The organism is Pristimantibacillus sp. PTI5 (genome assembly GCF_048572955.1).
GTDB lineage: Bacteria > Bacillota > Bacilli > Paenibacillales > Paenibacillaceae > Pristimantibacillus.
This window is the reverse complement of record NZ_CP183886.1, coordinates 4,565,328-4,580,909: the sequence shown is the minus strand read 5'-3', so window position 1 is coordinate 4,580,909 and position 15,582 is coordinate 4,565,328. Positions and strand designations below refer to the sequence as shown.

The window sequence follows — 15,582 nt, the reverse complement described above, 5'->3', positions numbered from 1 at the left end:
GACTTTATCATCCTTCATTTCAGAGGACAATAAAGTCGTTTTTGATTTTGCGGGTTACTCCCCGCCTCCGCCTGTATCCCCCGTATTGCCTGAGGCGTTATTCGCAGCATTGGAGTGCCCGGAATCCAAATCCTCGTTGGAAGCTTCCGTTGATGCTTCTGCGTTCGTAGATTCCGAATCCGATGACTCCGCGTTTCCGCTGTTTGGCGGATTCGTCGTGACGCCGCTGCCCGAATCTTGCCCGAGCGGCACGGATATGTTCGGTGCCTGCGCAGCCGAATCGCCCACCGGCTTGCCCGTATTGTCGTAGTAATACATCGGAACATCGCCCACTACGAGCAAATACGAGATCGGTATATCCGTTTCGACGATCTCCGGCTCGGTATCGAACGGAATGATGATGGTTACCTCCGCAATAATCCGAATATAAACCTCGACCAAAATCATATTGATACCCGCATCCTTCTGGCGCGTGCTAAGGTCGACCTTGACGGCGCCTACCGGTTCAAATTTAACCGGCACCCTTGGACCGAAAGAAGATATGATGGCACTGTTCAGCGCATGGCCGATCGGAATATGCTCCGGTATGTCCTTCATTTCGTTCAATGTCTCTTGCACCGTATTAATCGTCTGCGAGGTGATGCTCATATGCTCCGCGTAATTCAGCATGAAGCCAGATATTTTACCGTTGCTGTTCATTTTCCAGTCAATGAGCTTATCGGTATCCGAGCGGCTGGCAACCTGCTCCGTTATCGCTTTGTTAATCGCCTGCGTAGCGACCTGCTTTACTCTGATTTTGGCAATATTCATAAGCGGAGGACGCAGGTTGCGTTCGATATAGACGAAGGATTGAATCGAAAAGATCATCATTACGATAAGCGTAATCAATAATATCGTCCGGCGCCGGATGCGCGGCCTTGCCGGTCTGGCTCCCCATACTCCGCCTGAGCCGCCGCTTCCGGCACCTCGGCTTCGGGTGCCGCCGAGCTTTAGCGATGGCCGCCGAATGCCCCATTTTCCGCTGCTTGCACTTGCCCTTGTGCCCCATCTCTTCGGAGCTGGTCGCGATGAAGCTGTGCTGCTGCGGCTTCCCCAGCTTACTGTTCTGACCTTAGAGAACGGTCGGCCTGACCAAAGCTGCATCCGGCTTCCGCCAAACGGCCTGAACCGCCAGCCTCTCCTTCCCCATTTCGCCAATCCGATCCCCTCCCGCATTGCTGCTCGCTGCCAATACCCATACTTATGCGGAACTCGGCCAAAAAAGAAGACGACAATGGCAGCGCCATCGAAAAGAGAGGCTTCACGAAAAAAGGGACAAGCCGTCATCGGCCTGCCCCTTTTCCGTAAAATTTACTTTGCAAGCGTTACGGTAATGCCATCGTCCGTTGCCCACGGGGTAGCGGCGTTCACCTTATACGTCATGCCCGCAACCAGTTTCGCACCGTTCGCCAGCTCGAAAATGCCCGTTGCGCCTTTGCGCGAAGTCAGCTTGTAAGCTGCCGTCAGCTTGCTTCCGTCCGTGCCGGTCAGTTCAATGCTGCGGACCGCAAACAGTTCATCCTTCGGATCCGCCGTTAACGTCAGCTCAAGCGAGCTGTCATTCAGCGCTTTAGCAGATTCAATTTCTAGGGGCGCGATTTCTTTCGCCACAAACGTGGAGCTGGCGATATTCGCCCACTCCGACGATACCGTATATTTGACGCCCGGCTTAAGAACCTCTCCGTCCGGCAAACGGAATTTCGGAGCTTGGCGGCCATCGGTTGCCTGCGTAAACAATACATACGTCGCAATCATCGGTGTGCCGCCCTCGGGCGTAACCGTTACTTGCTTTGCGCGCATGGAGGAGATAATTTCATACGTCTTTCCATTGTACTGATTGTTCTCGTCTAACACGAAAGCCGTAGCTGCTCGTCCGACCGAATACGCCGAAATGACATTGCCGTAATCTGTAATGCCCTTGGACAGCTCCGATACCGCCTCGAACGTATCATAGGATACCTGGGCCACGCTGCTCATTTCAATTTTTTCGCCGCTTCCGGTAAACGTTCCCGCCGCATTTCCTTTGTAGGACAGCTCGTAATTCGTCCCTGCCTTCTGCGGAGAGGTAGGCACGATGTAGGTTGAAATCGAACCGGTCTTCAACTGTGGCACGTTCAGCATCGAAAGCCCGTTATTAAAGCTGAAGTTTTTCAAAGCTTGCTCCAGAGCTGCGTCCTCCGCCGTCAACGGCGCCGAGAAGGTAACTTCTAACGTGATGGCGTTCAAAATTTTAACTTGAACGATCCCGGCATCAGCCGAAGGCTTCGCCTTTTGAGAGATTACTACCAGCTGCGCCAGCTCGCCGCGCTTTACCGATTGCGGCTTTACGCCTACGCTGTTTGCCCAATATTTTACGGAAGCTGCATCCCGTTTCAAAGCTTTGGCGATAATGTCGGTCAACTCCGCAGCGGTAACCGGCGCATTTGGCTTCAGCTTTCCGTTTTCGGCTTGCATCACGCCAAGGTTGGCTAATGTCGCAACATATTGGAAGTACCATTTATCCTCGGAAAGATCCGTTACGCCAGATGGCTGAGCCGCATTGACCGGAAGCCCAAGCCCGGTTACGACGAGCTTCGCAAGCTCGGCGCGGGATACGGCAGCATTCGGCTTGACCAGCCCGTTTCCGTAACCGTTCATGACTCCTTGCTTCACCAGCTCCTGAATAGCCGCTGCCGATGCGCCTCCGTCATTTATATCCTGAAAGCCGGCTGCTGCCGCCTTTGCTTGTACATCGCCGCTTGCCCATACATTCACCGGACCAGCCGCTGCTGCCGAAGCCCCGATTGCTGCTGCCAATACGATCGCTGCCATTTTATTCGAAACGAAATTCATCTTTGTTTCCTCCCCATGAGTGCTGTAGATTTGCTTGACCTCATGATAAAACACAAAGATAAACCTCCAGCAAACAAAACATTAACAAAAGATAAACAGCTTCGAAACTTTTCCGAAACAGGTGCTTGGCAAGCTTTAAACCGTCAGACGGTAACCTGCTCCCCAGATGGTCTCAATGTATTGGGGATTAGACGGATCCGCTTCGATCTTCTCCCTTAATCTGCGTATATGGACCGTCACCGTGGCGATTTCGCCTAAAGATTCCATTCCCCAAAGCTGCTCGAACAGCTCCTGCTTGCTGAATACATGATTCGGATTTAGCGCCAAAAACGAGAGCAGATCAAATTCCTTCGTCGTGAACTGCACCTCTTGCTCATTCACATATACACGCCTGGAGGAAGCATCAATTTGCAGGCCGCGGATGCGGATTTTCTCGGATGCCTTCGTCTCGCGCTTACCGATCAAGCGCTGATAGCGCTGCAGATGGGCCTTCGCGCGGGCCACCAGCTCGCTTGGGCTGAACGGCTTGGTGATATAATCGTCGGCCCCGAGACTTAGGCCGCGGATTTTATCGATTTCTTCTTTTTTGGCAGAAACAATAAGGATCGGCACTTCCTTCTCCGCCCTGATCTGACGGCATAGCTCGTAGCCATCCATACCCGGCAATTGCAAATCAAGGACGATTAAATCATAATGGCCGCCCATTGCAGCGCGAAGGCCATCAGTCCCGGTCAAGCATATATCCGCCGAGAAGCCATGCAGCTCAAAATAATCCTTCTCCACCTCGGCTATGGTCACTTCATCTTCAATGATGAGAATTTTAGTCATCGCTATCCTCCTGTTGCTTGGCGCGGGGCAGCCGGATGATAATCGAGGTTCCTGCCCCGGGCATGCTTTCGGCATGAATCGATCCGTCATGCCCCTCAATGATTTGCTTCGAAATCGCGAGCCCAAGGCCGCTTCCGCCCGTTTGCCTGCTGCGCGACAAATCCTCGCGGAAAAACCGTTCGAAAATAAACGGGACCGCTTCCGCTGAAATACCGGGACCGTTGTCGCGGATCGTTAAACAAATGAAATCCGTCTCCGGCTTGAGCGTGATCTCGATCCGCTTCGGCTCGCTCGTCATATATTTCACGCAATTATCTATGATATTAACTAAAACCCGTTTCAGCTTATCCCGATCGGCAAGCACGCGCGAAGCTGATGAAGTATCGATGCTCCATTCCAGCCCGATTCCTTGATCCTGCAAATCAAATTGCAAATCCTCTGCATAATCCTGAATGAAATGTCCGAGGTTGATCGTTTCGAACGTAAACGGAAGCTGCTTCAAATCCAGCTTGGAATACAGAAACAGCTCGTCGATCAGCTGATCCATATCATCGGCCTTCGTCAAAATCGTATTTACATACCGCTCCATCTTCTGCTTCGTATCCGGAACGCCGTCCCGTATGCCCTCTATGCTCGCTTTAATCGACGTAATCGGCGTTTTCAGGTCATGCGTGATATTCGCAATCAGCTCCTTGCGGTTTTGCTCGAACTGAAGCTGTTTCTCGACCGACTGTTTCAGCTTCCCGCGCATATCCTCAAAAGCCTCGCTCAGCCTTGCAATCTCGTCATTGCCTTCCGAGTGCAGCTCGAATTCCAAATTCCCTTGCTTAATCCGCTCCGTCGATTTACGCAGCAGTTCAAGCGGCTTCACGATACTCCGGGTTAAAAAATAGTATAGCAGCATGTTCATAAGCAGCAGCACAATAAACAGCACGCCAAGAAAAATCGGCAGCAGCGTACGTACGACCTCTGCAAACGGACTTCGCTCCCGGATAACGAGCACGCTTCCCTTCGCTTGATCGGGAAAATAAAAATCAAACTTGGCATACGCGTAAAAATGGTCTCCGATTTGAAGCGTATCGCGAATCGCATTGTTTTCCATTTCGTAGCCAGGCAGATATTTTATCAAATCAGGCTGCTTAACCGACAACGAGGAATACAGCTGTTCGTCTTCCTTCCGGATGAACAGCTCCGCCTGTTCCGCGCGCAGCTTATAATTATATTGATCCAGCAGCGTCTTATCCAGCAGCGAGTCGGGTTCATTTTTGGCTAAATACTTCAGGTCGAGAAAGATGGTCTCTTCCTGCTTAGACAGCGGGTTCACCGAATAATGAATGTTGTAGAAGTCCTTCACGCTTCGCACATCGCCTGTGACAGCAACCACAAACAGCAGTGCTGCGGCAAGAAATAATACGATCGTGACAATAAGAATGCAGGTGTAGGAAAGCAGCAGCCGAACGCGTATGGACATGCATGTAACTCCTTCTCGATGTTCTTCTTTCGTGACTACAATGTATCATAGGTTTGGGCGAGGCGACAAAGAGGACTTTGCAACGCCGTCATTCATGCGATAGACTAAAAGAAATGATTTCCCTGGTGAAGGAGCTTACCCATGGCCATAAACCGAAGGCTTAGCAGCGACCTTGATTTTGAAGAGGTCATCGCGCAGCAGCAGCGCATTCGGGTTTTTCAAGACAATCAGCTCATCGATTCAAGCTCGCTGGTCGTGCGGTTTGACGATAGCGTTGTCGTAACCCAGTCGGGGGTAAGCGATATTGCTTACCACAACCGGAAGGCATGCGAGTTTTTCGTACTGAGGAAGCGCTAGTTGAAAGACGGAATAAACGGTGTCAGCCTAAACGCTATCGAGCGGCAGGCTGGCACCGTTTTTCTGTTGCTAGCACCTGGTACCATAATAAGTTGGTACTTTTGGGAATAGGAATATGCTGTAAACTAAAGACATCGACTACCACAACAACAACTCGATTCGGGAGGCCTTTACCAATGGAAAAAATGGAAACGACGCATGTACGCAAACCGGCTAACTTTTACCGCCGCCGCAATACCCCTACCTATACATTCATGGCTTGGGCAGCCTTTCTTCTCGCCTGCGGCTTTGAATTTGTCGGCATCTATACGCTTAAGCAGCCGATGTCCGTACAGGGCTATTACGCCGTAACCGGCGTGCTCTTGATCATCACTTCCTTCCTGCTGCAAAAGGTAGCGCGCGACAACGATGAGGACAAATTTTTGAAAGACTACAATCCCGGGTACAGAAGCCGCAACACCTCCGCCTTCTCGTTTATGGCTTGGGCAGGCTTTATCCTTGCTGTTCTCGCCCAATATATCGGGATCTATGTGCTTGAAGAGCCGCTTTACGTAAAGGGCTACTACGCCATTGCCGGCGCCTTTCTCATCGTAGCCTGCTTAGTCCTCCAGAAAACGATCAGGGATAACGAGGAAGACAGCCTGCATGCAAATGCCGCAGAGGATTTCGAAGGCTAAACCAAGCGTCAACGGGCAGACATACACGAACTAAATACGAAAAAAAGCGCTGCTAAACAACGTAGGTTGCCGGCAGCGCTTTTTTGTTTATTTTAAGCAATAATCGTTTGGATATGAACATCGCGCTCTTGGCTTAAATCCAAGAAATAATCGGCCAGTTTAATTAACGGCGTCTCGATATTATGCGGATTGATATAAACAACCTCTCCGGCTCGTCCATCCGTAAGCAGTACTTGCTTCCCGACCAACCGTTTCATCATGTTCTCAATAAACACCGAAACGATATGCGGATTTAGGGCGCCAAACTTTCCTGCGCTCATTTGGCCGACAATCTCATGAAAGGACATAGGCTCATGATACGGCCTCTTCGAGGACATCGCATGAAAAATATCCGCGACCGATACGATGGAACTGAATAAATCTATGTTTTCTTTCTTTAATCCCAGCGGATACCCGTTGCCATCCTCGCGCTCATGATGCTGCAGCGCAACCCTGGCGATTCGCAAGCTCAAGCCCGTCGTTCCCTTGAGCAATTCGTAACCAAATATCGTATGCTTCTTCACGAGCTGGAACTCAACCTCGTTCAGCCTGCCTGGTTTATTTAATATTTCGAGCGGAAGCTTCACTTTCCCTACGTCGTGCAAAGTCGCAGCCAATGACAGGATCGACAGCTCCGAATTATCCAAATTCATCCATCTGCCAATGAGGGTCGAAATGACGCCGACACCGATATTATGCTCGTAGACGTAATCATCCTTGGCTTTCACCGCTTCGAATAATTCGAATATGTCCGGATTTTTGGAAAGCTGCATAATAGCGGGCAGCACTTCGTTACGAATCTCCATTAACGGAATCTTGCGTGACAACAAAATGGATTCAAAAAGCTCCTTCGAGACGGTGACGGTTTGCTGCACCAGTTCCCCGATTTGAATGCTCTTCTCTTGAACGGGTTCTCTATCCGAAGCAAACACAATTGAGTTTATGTCTATTCGATGATTTATTAGGATTTGCAAGGATTCCGGTGTTAGGACGGCTTCTGCGGGAACTACCGTAACGCCGTATGCATTCAAAATATCATGTTTCGTTCTTTTTCCGATCAACTGCTCCATTGCTCCACTCCTTCGGACTTAGCGCTTCCAATATTTAGTTTATCATAACTTCCTTAAGCGTGGCTTATTAACAATCAGAAAAGATTGGCAAATAATCCTCCTATCGATGAATAAAAGTTATGTTTGTGTGAATCATATTGTCAGTACCGTTTTAGAAAAATATGGACGTAAAACTATTAAGCAGGAGGACTCTATGAAGAAAATCGTTACCTTGATTGGTTTGTTATTTCTGACGCAATCGCTTGGAGCCGCAATGGCGATGTCGAGCTCCGAGCCCTCGGCCCTGTTAATCCCCATTAATAACGGTGAGGGCAAGCAAATCGGTTCCGCCCAGCTTGTGCAAAAAGCAGACAAAGTGTTTATTCACATTGAAGCGGAGCAGCTAGCGCCAGGCACGCATGGCGTCCACTTCCACAATATCGGCAAATGCGAGGCGCCTGACTTTAAATCGGCTGGCGACCATTTTAATCCTATGAGCAAGCAGCATGGCTTTAACAATCCCAAGGGGTATCACGGCGGCGACCTGCCGAATATTGCAGTGGGCGCAGACGGCAAAGTCACGGCGGATATCGCCAGCGCCGACGTTACTCTCCTTAAGGGCAAACCAAACTCCTTATTGAAGGAAGGCGGCACGGCGCTTGTCATTCACGAGAAAGCAGACGATTACGTAACCGATCCCTCCGGTAACTCCGGCAATCGTATTGCTTGCGGTGTTATCAATTAACTTGGATAAAAGCTATAACAAAATCGAACGAAAAAGTGGTTGAACAGAAATGTTTTCTGTTCAACCACTTTTTCACAAATTGTAAGGCATACTTCATTTGGGTACTGCCGACCAGATGTTATTTCCCTTTTTCATAGCGCTATATCCCTACTTAAATGAACTGTATTGTTCCGAATTCGTCGGACACATGAAAATTAACGGCACCCGTCGGCTGCCATGCTTGATATTCGCGCAATCCTTCCGGATTCTCGTCAATCCGGTAAAAGTTCGCCCTCCACTGCATCCCCGCATGAAACGGACGGTCAAAATTACAAGCCGGAATTTGGATTTCGTAGACTAGTCTGTCCGGTGCATCCAAATAGACATTCGTCTTTAAGCCGACAAAATCCCACTCTTTATCGATCCGCACCGTATTGCCGAAGCCGTCATTCTCAATACGGGCGTCGAACACAACGTTGCGAGGACTGACTTCTAGCTCTAAATAATGAGTGCCGTTACCATACTCATCAAAAAACAGCTCGACAACATCCTGTTCGTATAAGGGATCATCCCGGTTCAAAAAATCCGAGGCAATATGCCGATCCTCACAAGTGATCAAACCAACCGTTCCAATATTCCATACACATAAACGGCGCATCCGGTTGATATTCATTAAGCTTCTCGAAAGCTTCTGCTGCACGGGATCCAAAATTCACCGTTGCCAGAACACCATCGATCATACCGCCTTGCAGCATTGCATCTTCAGGTCCGTCAGAAGTGAATAACAGCACGTCCATTCCACGAGCAATGATGCTTTCTTTTTGATGAATCAAATACCGTTTGTCATTGCTGTAGCTACCATATTCATTCTCGACCTGCATCGCGATTATCGGTCCGCCATTGGTGCATAGGAGTGGTTTTAATTTCGGAAGCAGCACATCATAGTAAGCATCCACATGATCTAGAAACGGCTGATGGTAGCAACGGAGACGCATATCCGAGTCTGCCAGCAACCAAGAAGGCAGTCCGCCAAATTCCCATTCTTCTTTACGGAGAGTTTCAATGATTTGGAGCTGTTCTTGATTCGTTCTCATCATGTAACCCCCTACATCATCGCTCAATGTGCATGGAAACTAAAACAACGCCTCTAATCACGATATGTTTGCCCTGCATTAAATCCATAAGCAAATGGTTTCTGAGAAGAGGCAAATTCTCGCAAGGGTATACAATGCCTTTAGCTGGGAAGTGATATGACCCTAATCTTGTTTGATTTGCTCAAGTACGGAAGCGAACTCCTGCCGCTCTTCATCCGTACTAAACGGCTTTAATAAATATCCGTCTGCGCGATTTTTCAATGCTTCACGGGCATATTCAAATTCAGAATAACCCGTAAGCAATATGCATTTTGTCCGTTTCCAATTTGTTTTTGATTTCTTTTATAAGTTCCAGACCTGACATGCCTGGTTTGCGAATATCCGTAATAACAACATCAATTAGGTGGATTCGGCAAATTTCAAGTGCTTCATTAGCTTAGAAGGCCTTGTGTACTTCAGAAAGCCTCAGCGCTTCTCAACTAACGAGCAAAAAGAAGCCACATGTAACGGCTTCTCCTCTTCCATTTATTGTTTCCTGTACCAAGGTAGTCTACTCAGCGGCACATCGATCTGCCGTTTCGTCGGTCCTTCGACGATACTGCCGTCGTCGCCGATCCATGTACCGGAAGGGAACGATACCTGCCGAACTCTAGCCCCTTGCTTAACAACGGGGGCAACCAACAGGGAACTACCTAGCATAAATTGGTCGATGATCTTCTCCATTCCCTCATTTGGAAATTCATAAGCCATGTGTCATAGAATCGGCTCGCCCGTCTTGGAGGATTGCATTGCAAGTTCCAGAATCTCCGGTCCGATCTGCGCATGGAGCCGGGCCGCGTCTACACAGTACCCCAAGTGTTCGTTATTCATTATCCGCCAAGGTGCTGCAGAAAATTGCATCATCGGGAATAGCGCGGAGCACTGGGCATAACGCACAACTAATTCGGAGTCTAATTGAACCGACGTAAAACTCATGTACTCTCCGCCACCGATCATATCAGGACAGCTATAGGCATAACCGAGAAGACCTTGCGCTAAGCCATCTGGAATTAAGGCATCGAGTCCATTGCCTTCCCATTCGTGGTTTTTATCCTTGAGCCGCTGAACAAGAGGTTGTCCTGCAAGCTTCCAGCAGGCACGGTATTCATTAAGCGGATATTTCAGACCAACCTTGGCCCATGCCTCACAATGTCCATTGCGAGTTGTGGCGGGGATATAACTGAGGTCGTCAGACTCGTAGAACTCCGAGTCACCGGTATCCAGCTTGAAGCCGTCGATCCCATATTCTTTCTGCAAAGCATCAAGCTGCTCATGCATCCATTGAACGGCCAGAGGGTTGGTGCAATCCAGCACCGCACTGTAGCCGTTCCACCATTTTCGTATCGCCGTCTTGCCGTCCCGATCCTTCAAGAGAATCCCTGTCTGATCGAGCTGACGGTAAGTGAGGGAATCCGGAGTAACGAAAGGACATACCCAAAGCATTACCTTGAAGCCCATAGCGTGAAGTTCCTGTACCATACGCTTAGGTTCCGGGAAGCGGCCGGAATGGAACTTCCAGGTTCCATAAGGCTCATGCCAATTATCATCGATCATAATAACGCCAGGAGGCATCCCGTTTGCAAGCACATCTTTCGCATATTGCAATACCTTCTCTTGTGTAGGTTCATAAAGCAGTTCAATCCAAAGATTATATTGAGGAGCCGTGAACAGCAGTTCCTCCGGAATCGAAGAACTAGAGGGAAAGAAGGTTCGAGATACATAGCTGTACGCTCCCCGTAAGGTTTCATGGCCTTCTCCTGAAATGAGCTCTCCTGCACCGCTCACCTTTAAACTATTTTGTTCGAATTGAAAGAAAAAGGGTTCTTCACTCCAAATATATCTGCCTTTGCTCGAAATAAGTAACGGGCAGGCCTAATTGCCATTGAGGTTTGAAGCCAAGTCCACGCTAAAGGATGAAGTGCCAAAGGGCATGCTTCGACCATCAGCGGCGCGGCCTCCCCACCAATATTCGTCAGGCAGCAGTTCGATCATCAGTCCATGAGTTGTCATCTATGATTACTCCTCCATCACAATTTGAACACAAACCGGTCCATGAAGGTCATGGCAATCGACAGTATAAAGCTGCGAATCATCGGAATGAGATCTCAGCTCTCTCGTTACTCCGTTTACTTCAACGAAATCAGGTCTTTTATCCGCAAAGAAAGTAAATGCTCCCCCTTCGTCCAGAAAAAACGCGGTCCTGGATTCGTTTCGAATGATATGCTTGATCGTTTTGGGGGAAATCATCTTGTTTGTCAATCCAATCGGGGCAATCCCCGAGTCGCAGCTGACCAGAATGAACAGTTTGGCTTCCTTCTCATTCAGGACGATCGGATATTCTTCATCACGCCCAATCACCGAACATGCTTTCGAGAAATATTCGTAGACTGCAAACCGGCTTCCATGCAGCCCCGGAATATCTGCAGGACGAATCCGGCTTTGGATCGGCTGTCCATCTTTGTTGATATGAAATGCAGCAACAATTCCAGCATCCCCGGCACGGCTCCATATCTTTAATGCAGCATTTTCATGGACCGGATCTACAGTCAAGCAATCCAATGTCGGCATCCCGGGCAAGTCGCAGCGCAACAGCTTCCCGTCACGTTCAATCAGCGGTCGGATCAAATTGGGGTCGGTTGCTTGAAGAGGATCGCTAAAATATACTGGTCCACCGCTTACCGCTCGAAGAAGGGCATGACGTTCCGCATCGGCATGAACCGTCCAGAACATATCCCAATCTCCCCAGTAGAGATGGCCATGATAGAACGAGTTGTATACATTTTGCATGGCGTGTTCTGCGAAGCAATCCGGGTTCTGGGGAACAAAATCATCACTGTTACGGCTAATGGCGGACATGGGCCTGCTCCATAAGTTTTCCGAGGCCATTCCCATGCAGTTGATCATTTGATAATGGAAATGCATGGCGGCAGAAGCCTCCAGTGCCACATGTCCCCCTTTAGCGGCCTTTCCTGCAGAAAGATGATGTTTTGTTAAATTGCCTATCGCACTTTGTCCATCTACCTTGATGAGTCGAATTCCCTGAAGGCGTAACTGCTGATGAAACTCATTCCAAAAGCCAAATCCGCGGTCATCACATGCAGGAATAAGAGCACCCCCGTTGGTGGGCATCAGATGTTCTTTCATCTTCGCAGCCAATTCACTTTCAGGATGAATACCGCCCCAATAGCCTGCGAATGTATGCCATACTCCTACTGAATTGATATCCAGCTCCTTTAACTTGTCTACAACACTTGCAAGTCCGCCCGGAAATTTGCCTGCATCCGCCTTAAAAGATACAAGCTTCCCATCCTTAATGTCCTGCCATCCGTCGTCAATGATCACCCAGCGTACCGGAAGATTCATGTTCTTAAATTCATTGCACTTTTGTACGATCCCCTCTTCGGACACCTGTTGGTAAAAGGCATCCCAAGTACACCATCCGATGTACTCAAAAATATCCGGATATTGCCGTTCATCCTTATTTGCAACACCAAGTTTGCGTCTCGCCGAGGTTAACGTATGTTCCGCCAATTCGAACGGATTCTCATGGATCCCCAACATCGCAACAGAGGTATTCATGCGACTGTACCCGCCTGTGTTGTTAAACACAACCATTTGCAAATTCCCTGCGGTTGTTCCCTGCAAATCTGCCTTACCGTTTTCTTCGCAAAGCGGTATGATTTGAAAGAAGGAGCCTGTTTCACGTTCTATTAGCAGCTGCTGCGTTCGGCTGGGCAACCCATCGAGTGTCCCGGTATACGGTCTTGTCCACCAATCGTTAAACCGGTAATGCCCCAACAGGCCCGTCATTCCAGGGAAGCTTTCCATCGTTAGCACAATCCCTTTGTTACTGTCAAAAAAACGCAAATGATCAAACAGCGGATTATCAATCGATGCGGAAAGAGATATCGCTGCACAGCCTTCCTCTATGCTCAAATGAAGCTTAACTAAAAGTCCTTCAGCCTCATTCCGAAATTCGCAATCTGTTACCGGCAACCCGCTTTCTTCTCCTGCGATCACCTGTGACAAATGTAAAGTGTGGCTGGAACCATCGTCCAAGTTCACAACAGCTGAGATTCCTTTTATAACCGTCTCCCCGCCGTCAACCAAATCAAGCCTATCTCCTGTTTGTAAGAAATCCAGCAAAATTTTTTACCCTCCCGGAATCTAAGTTAATTCAACCTGTTGAAATCTGTAGAACACACTCGTAAAGTCGCCATGCATGACCGGAATGGTTAACCCTGCATGCATTAATTCGTCACCGCCGTAAATGCGGCCGGTCTCTGCATGTTTGTACTTCGCATCAGGATGTAAACCGTCTAAACGCAGGATTCTTATCCGTTCCCCCGGCTGCGCAAGAACCTTAAAGTAACCTACAACCGCTTCACTCTTGTTTTCGGAAACGAACATCCACGCCGCTTCGTTACCTTGGAAGGGATCAAGCAAACGGTAGAAATCTCCGAATTGAATAACTGACCTGATTTCCTTATATTGAGAGATCATCTTGCGGATAAAATCCTTTTCTTCTTCGCTTAACTTCGTAAGGTCGAGCTCAAATCCCAAATTCCCTGACATGGCAACGTGAGAACGGATATCCAAAGAAGTAACCCGATGTACTTGGTGATTCGGCACAACGGACACGTGCGCCCCAATGGTACTGATTGGATAGACGAGACTTGTCCCGTATTGGATATTTAGGCGGCTGACCGCATCCGAATTGTCGCTGGCCCAAGTTTGGGGCATATAAAACAGCATTCCCGGATCGAATCTGCCGCCGCCTCCAGAGCAGCTTTCGAATAAAATATCAGGAAACGAAGACGTAATTTGCTCCAAGACGTGATATAAACCAAGAATATATCGGTGGGCGATTTCTCTTTGACGTTCAGGAGGCCAGGCAAGGGATCCAACTTCTGTCAAATGACGGTTCATATCCCATTTGACATAACTGATGGGTGCGCTATTCAACACCTCGGTTATCACACCGACAATATAATCGCAAACCTCCGGCCGGGACAGGTCAAGAACAAATTGGTTCCTTCCCCATGTCTTCGGCCGTCCTTCTACTTGGATACACCAATCAGGGTGTTCCCTGTACAGATGGCTATCCTCCGATATCATCTCAGGTTCAAACCATAATCCAAACTCCATCCCTCTGGCACGAATTCTTTCAGCCAAATCTGCAAGGCCGTCCGGCAGCTTACGCTTGTCCACCTGCCAATCTCCTAATGAGCTGGTATCATCGTCGCGGTGCACAAACCATCCGTCATCTAACACAAACAGCTCGATTCCAAGACGCTGCGCTTCATCTGCCAGGCCCTCCAATTTCTGCGCATCAAAATTGAAATAGGTTGCTTCCCAGTTGTTTATCAAGATCGGCCTGACTCGATCCCTATGTTTGCCCCTGCATAAACGGGATCTGTACAATTCGTGGTACGTGCGGGACATCCCCCCCAGCCCATCCGAGGAAAAGACCATAACTGCCTCGGGCGTTTGAAAGGTTTCCCCCGGACCTAACAGCCAGGTGAAATCGAACGGATTAATCCCGATCGATGCCCGGCAGGTATGATACTGCTCCACCTCTACCTGGGCAAGGAAGTTGCCGCTGTACACCAAACTAAAACCGTATACCTCTCCCTTACTCTCGTCGGCTCCTTTTCGCAATAAGGCCATGAAAGGATTCTGCTGCGGGCTGCTGGCACCCCGGGCACTGGTGATGGCTTGAACGCCGTGGGTAAGCGGACGCCTTTCTATATTCCGTTCATTCGTATGTGCTCCATAAAGGGTCAACCACTCAAATTCATCATCCCGAAAGTCCACACTTGCGCTTGAAACACGCAACAGTTTGATATTGTTCTGCCCAAGATTTGTGATGGCAACGGAGCGGCAGATGGCATCATGGTCACGGAAGATGCAATAGGTTAACGCGACCGACAAGCCAAGATGCGCATCTTCCAGTACAATCTCAAGGGAAATAGCCTCCTTATCGTTCTCTGCATAAGTCGCAGGAAGGCCTTTTAGTACTGATTTCCCATGACAAATCCTATGAGAATGATATCGTAAGTCAGATATCGTAGATCCGTCTTCCAGTTGTAACTGGAATGCAGGCTGCCGGTAGTCCCCGTTTCCGTACACCGGATATTCATGAGGTATCGTATCCAAAGAAAAGCTGCGGTCCATAGGGTTTGGGTTAGGTGAGAAGCCTCTATCCAAAAATATCAGAGGGTTGCTTTCGTTATAGGAGACAATACTCCTTCCCCAGTACAAATGGACAAGATAACCTCCATCCAATACCTTCATCACATAACTGATTCCTTTATTACTGAGGTGAAAAATCTTCCTCTTTTCATCGAAATGTATATTCATGTATCTTCCTCCCCAAATACTGATTAGCTACCCTGCGGTAATTCTCCTCTCACTGATCCATATCCGAGTT

At 48.8% G+C, this 15,582-nt stretch carries 14 protein-coding genes and 2 pseudogenes; 4 read left to right on the top strand and 12 right to left on the bottom strand.

Features of this window, described 5'->3' with window-relative positions:
• Positions 1-54: 54 nt before the first annotated feature.
• The 4 genes from yunB to ACN6MW_RS20435 form a co-directional block, all read right to left on the bottom strand.
• On the bottom strand, positions 55-1,326 hold the full coding sequence (gene yunB / locus ACN6MW_RS20450; protein WP_419871826.1) for a sporulation protein YunB: 1,272 nt from the start codon (positions 1,324-1,326) through the stop codon (positions 55-57).
• Between the two features lie 24 nt (positions 1,327-1,350).
• The gene (locus ACN6MW_RS20445; protein WP_419871825.1) at positions 1,351-2,871 is read right to left on the bottom strand and encodes an S-layer homology domain-containing protein; all 1,521 of its coding nucleotides are present in this window, start codon (positions 2,869-2,871) and stop codon (positions 1,351-1,353) included.
• A gap of 135 nt (positions 2,872-3,006) precedes the next feature.
• Positions 3,007-3,699: a response regulator transcription factor gene (locus ACN6MW_RS20440; protein WP_419871824.1), complete on the bottom strand. Its 693-nt coding sequence runs from the start codon at positions 3,697-3,699 to the stop codon at positions 3,007-3,009.
• Positions 3,692-5,170, bottom strand: a complete 1,479-nt coding sequence (locus ACN6MW_RS20435; RefSeq protein WP_419871823.1) for a sensor histidine kinase — start codon at positions 5,168-5,170, stop codon at positions 3,692-3,694. Before ACN6MW_RS20435 ends, ACN6MW_RS20440 begins: the two co-directional genes overlap by 8 nt.
• A gap of 141 nt (positions 5,171-5,311) precedes the next feature.
• Between ACN6MW_RS20435 and ACN6MW_RS20430 the strand changes: the two genes are divergently transcribed.
• The 3 genes and pseudogenes from ACN6MW_RS20430 (at position 5,312) to ACN6MW_RS20420 (ending at position 6,204) form a co-directional block, all read left to right on the top strand.
• Positions 5,312-5,527: a hypothetical protein gene (locus ACN6MW_RS20430; protein ID WP_364144274.1), complete on the top strand. Its 216-nt coding sequence runs from the start codon at positions 5,312-5,314 to the stop codon at positions 5,525-5,527.
• Positions 5,497-5,871 (top strand): annotated as a pseudogene (locus ACN6MW_RS20425) (hypothetical protein); the annotation flags it as partial. The gene ACN6MW_RS20430 and the pseudogene ACN6MW_RS20425, both read left to right, overlap by 31 nt.
• Before the next feature lie 132 nt (positions 5,872-6,003).
• Positions 6,004-6,204 (top strand): YiaA/YiaB family inner membrane protein, encoded by a 201-nt coding sequence (locus ACN6MW_RS20420; RefSeq protein WP_364144591.1) that lies wholly within the window; start codon positions 6,004-6,006, stop codon positions 6,202-6,204.
• A gap of 92 nt (positions 6,205-6,296) precedes the next feature.
• Here ACN6MW_RS20420 and ACN6MW_RS20415 read toward each other — a convergent pair whose 3' ends face one another.
• Positions 6,297-7,313, bottom strand: coding sequence for an HD-GYP domain-containing protein (locus tag ACN6MW_RS20415; protein ID WP_419871822.1), 1,017 nt, complete (start codon positions 7,311-7,313; stop codon positions 6,297-6,299).
• A 193-nt stretch (positions 7,314-7,506) separates the two neighbouring features.
• On the opposite strand from ACN6MW_RS20415, the gene ACN6MW_RS20410 reads away from it, so the two are divergent.
• Complete coding sequence (locus ACN6MW_RS20410; RefSeq protein ID WP_364144279.1) at positions 7,507-8,037, top strand: superoxide dismutase family protein; 531 nt, start codon at positions 7,507-7,509, stop codon at positions 8,035-8,037.
• Between the two features lie 151 nt (positions 8,038-8,188).
• Here the strand turns inward: ACN6MW_RS20410 and ACN6MW_RS20405 are convergent, their stop codons facing one another.
• From ACN6MW_RS20405 to ACN6MW_RS20375, 7 genes and pseudogenes are all read right to left on the bottom strand, one after another.
• Positions 8,189-8,689, bottom strand: coding sequence for a carbohydrate-binding family 9-like protein (locus ACN6MW_RS20405; protein WP_419871821.1), 501 nt, complete (start codon positions 8,687-8,689; stop codon positions 8,189-8,191).
• Positions 8,628-9,059, bottom strand: a pseudogene (locus ACN6MW_RS20400) (beta-galactosidase); the annotation flags it as partial. The pseudogene ACN6MW_RS20400 and the gene ACN6MW_RS20405, both read right to left, overlap by 62 nt.
• Positions 9,060-9,635: 576 nt before the next feature.
• Entirely contained in the window at positions 9,636-9,809 is a 174-nt protein-coding gene (locus tag ACN6MW_RS20395; protein ID WP_419871820.1) for a hypothetical protein, read from the bottom strand.
• Between the two features lie 54 nt (positions 9,810-9,863).
• Positions 9,864-10,934: a glycoside hydrolase family 31 protein gene (locus ACN6MW_RS20390; RefSeq protein WP_419871819.1), complete on the bottom strand. Its 1,071-nt coding sequence runs from the start codon at positions 10,932-10,934 to the stop codon at positions 9,864-9,866.
• An 87-nt stretch (positions 10,935-11,021) separates the two neighbouring features.
• Positions 11,022-11,159: a hypothetical protein gene (locus tag ACN6MW_RS20385; RefSeq protein WP_419871818.1), complete on the bottom strand. Its 138-nt coding sequence runs from the start codon at positions 11,157-11,159 to the stop codon at positions 11,022-11,024.
• A gap of 6 nt (positions 11,160-11,165) precedes the next feature.
• Positions 11,166-13,295: a Sip1-related alpha-galactosidase gene (locus ACN6MW_RS20380; RefSeq protein ID WP_419871817.1), complete on the bottom strand. Its 2,130-nt coding sequence runs from the start codon at positions 13,293-13,295 to the stop codon at positions 11,166-11,168.
• 21 nt (positions 13,296-13,316) lie between these two features.
• A complete protein-coding gene (locus ACN6MW_RS20375) occupies positions 13,317-15,512 on the bottom strand; it encodes an alpha-galactosidase (RefSeq protein WP_419871816.1) in 2,196 nt (731 codons plus the stop codon).
• Positions 15,513-15,582: the final 70 nt, after the last annotated feature.

Excerpts from the sequence above, each read along its gene's own strand:
- yunB (WP_419871826.1), bottom strand. The coding sequence starts at position 1,326 with ATGACGGCTTGTCCCTTTTTTCGTGAAGCCTCTCTTTTCGATGGCGCT.
- ACN6MW_RS20445 (WP_419871825.1), bottom strand. The coding sequence starts at position 2,871 with ATGAATTTCGTTTCGAATAAAATGGCAGCGATCGTATTGGCAGCAGCA.
- ACN6MW_RS20440 (WP_419871824.1), bottom strand. The coding sequence starts at position 3,699 with ATGACTAAAATTCTCATCATTGAAGATGAAGTGACCATAGCCGAGGTG.
- ACN6MW_RS20435 (WP_419871823.1), bottom strand. The coding sequence starts at position 5,170 with ATGTCCATACGCGTTCGGCTGCTGCTTTCCTACACCTGCATTCTTATT.
- ACN6MW_RS20430 (WP_364144274.1), top strand. The coding sequence starts at position 5,312 with ATGGCCATAAACCGAAGGCTTAGCAGCGACCTTGATTTTGAAGAGGTC.
- ACN6MW_RS20420 (WP_364144591.1), top strand. The coding sequence starts at position 6,004 with ATGGCTTGGGCAGGCTTTATCCTTGCTGTTCTCGCCCAATATATCGGG.
- ACN6MW_RS20415 (WP_419871822.1), bottom strand. The coding sequence starts at position 7,313 with ATGGAGCAGTTGATCGGAAAAAGAACGAAACATGATATTTTGAATGCA.
- ACN6MW_RS20410 (WP_364144279.1), top strand. The coding sequence starts at position 7,507 with ATGAAGAAAATCGTTACCTTGATTGGTTTGTTATTTCTGACGCAATCG.
- ACN6MW_RS20405 (WP_419871821.1), bottom strand. The coding sequence starts at position 8,689 with ATGAATATCAACCGGATGCGCCGTTTATGTGTATGGAATATTGGAACG.
- ACN6MW_RS20395 (WP_419871820.1), bottom strand. The coding sequence starts at position 9,809 with ATGCTAGGTAGTTCCCTGTTGGTTGCCCCCGTTGTTAAGCAAGGGGCT.
- ACN6MW_RS20385 (WP_419871818.1), bottom strand. The coding sequence starts at position 11,159 with ATGACAACTCATGGACTGATGATCGAACTGCTGCCTGACGAATATTGG.
- ACN6MW_RS20375 (WP_419871816.1), bottom strand. The coding sequence starts at position 15,512 with ATGAATATACATTTCGATGAAAAGAGGAAGATTTTTCACCTCAGTAAT.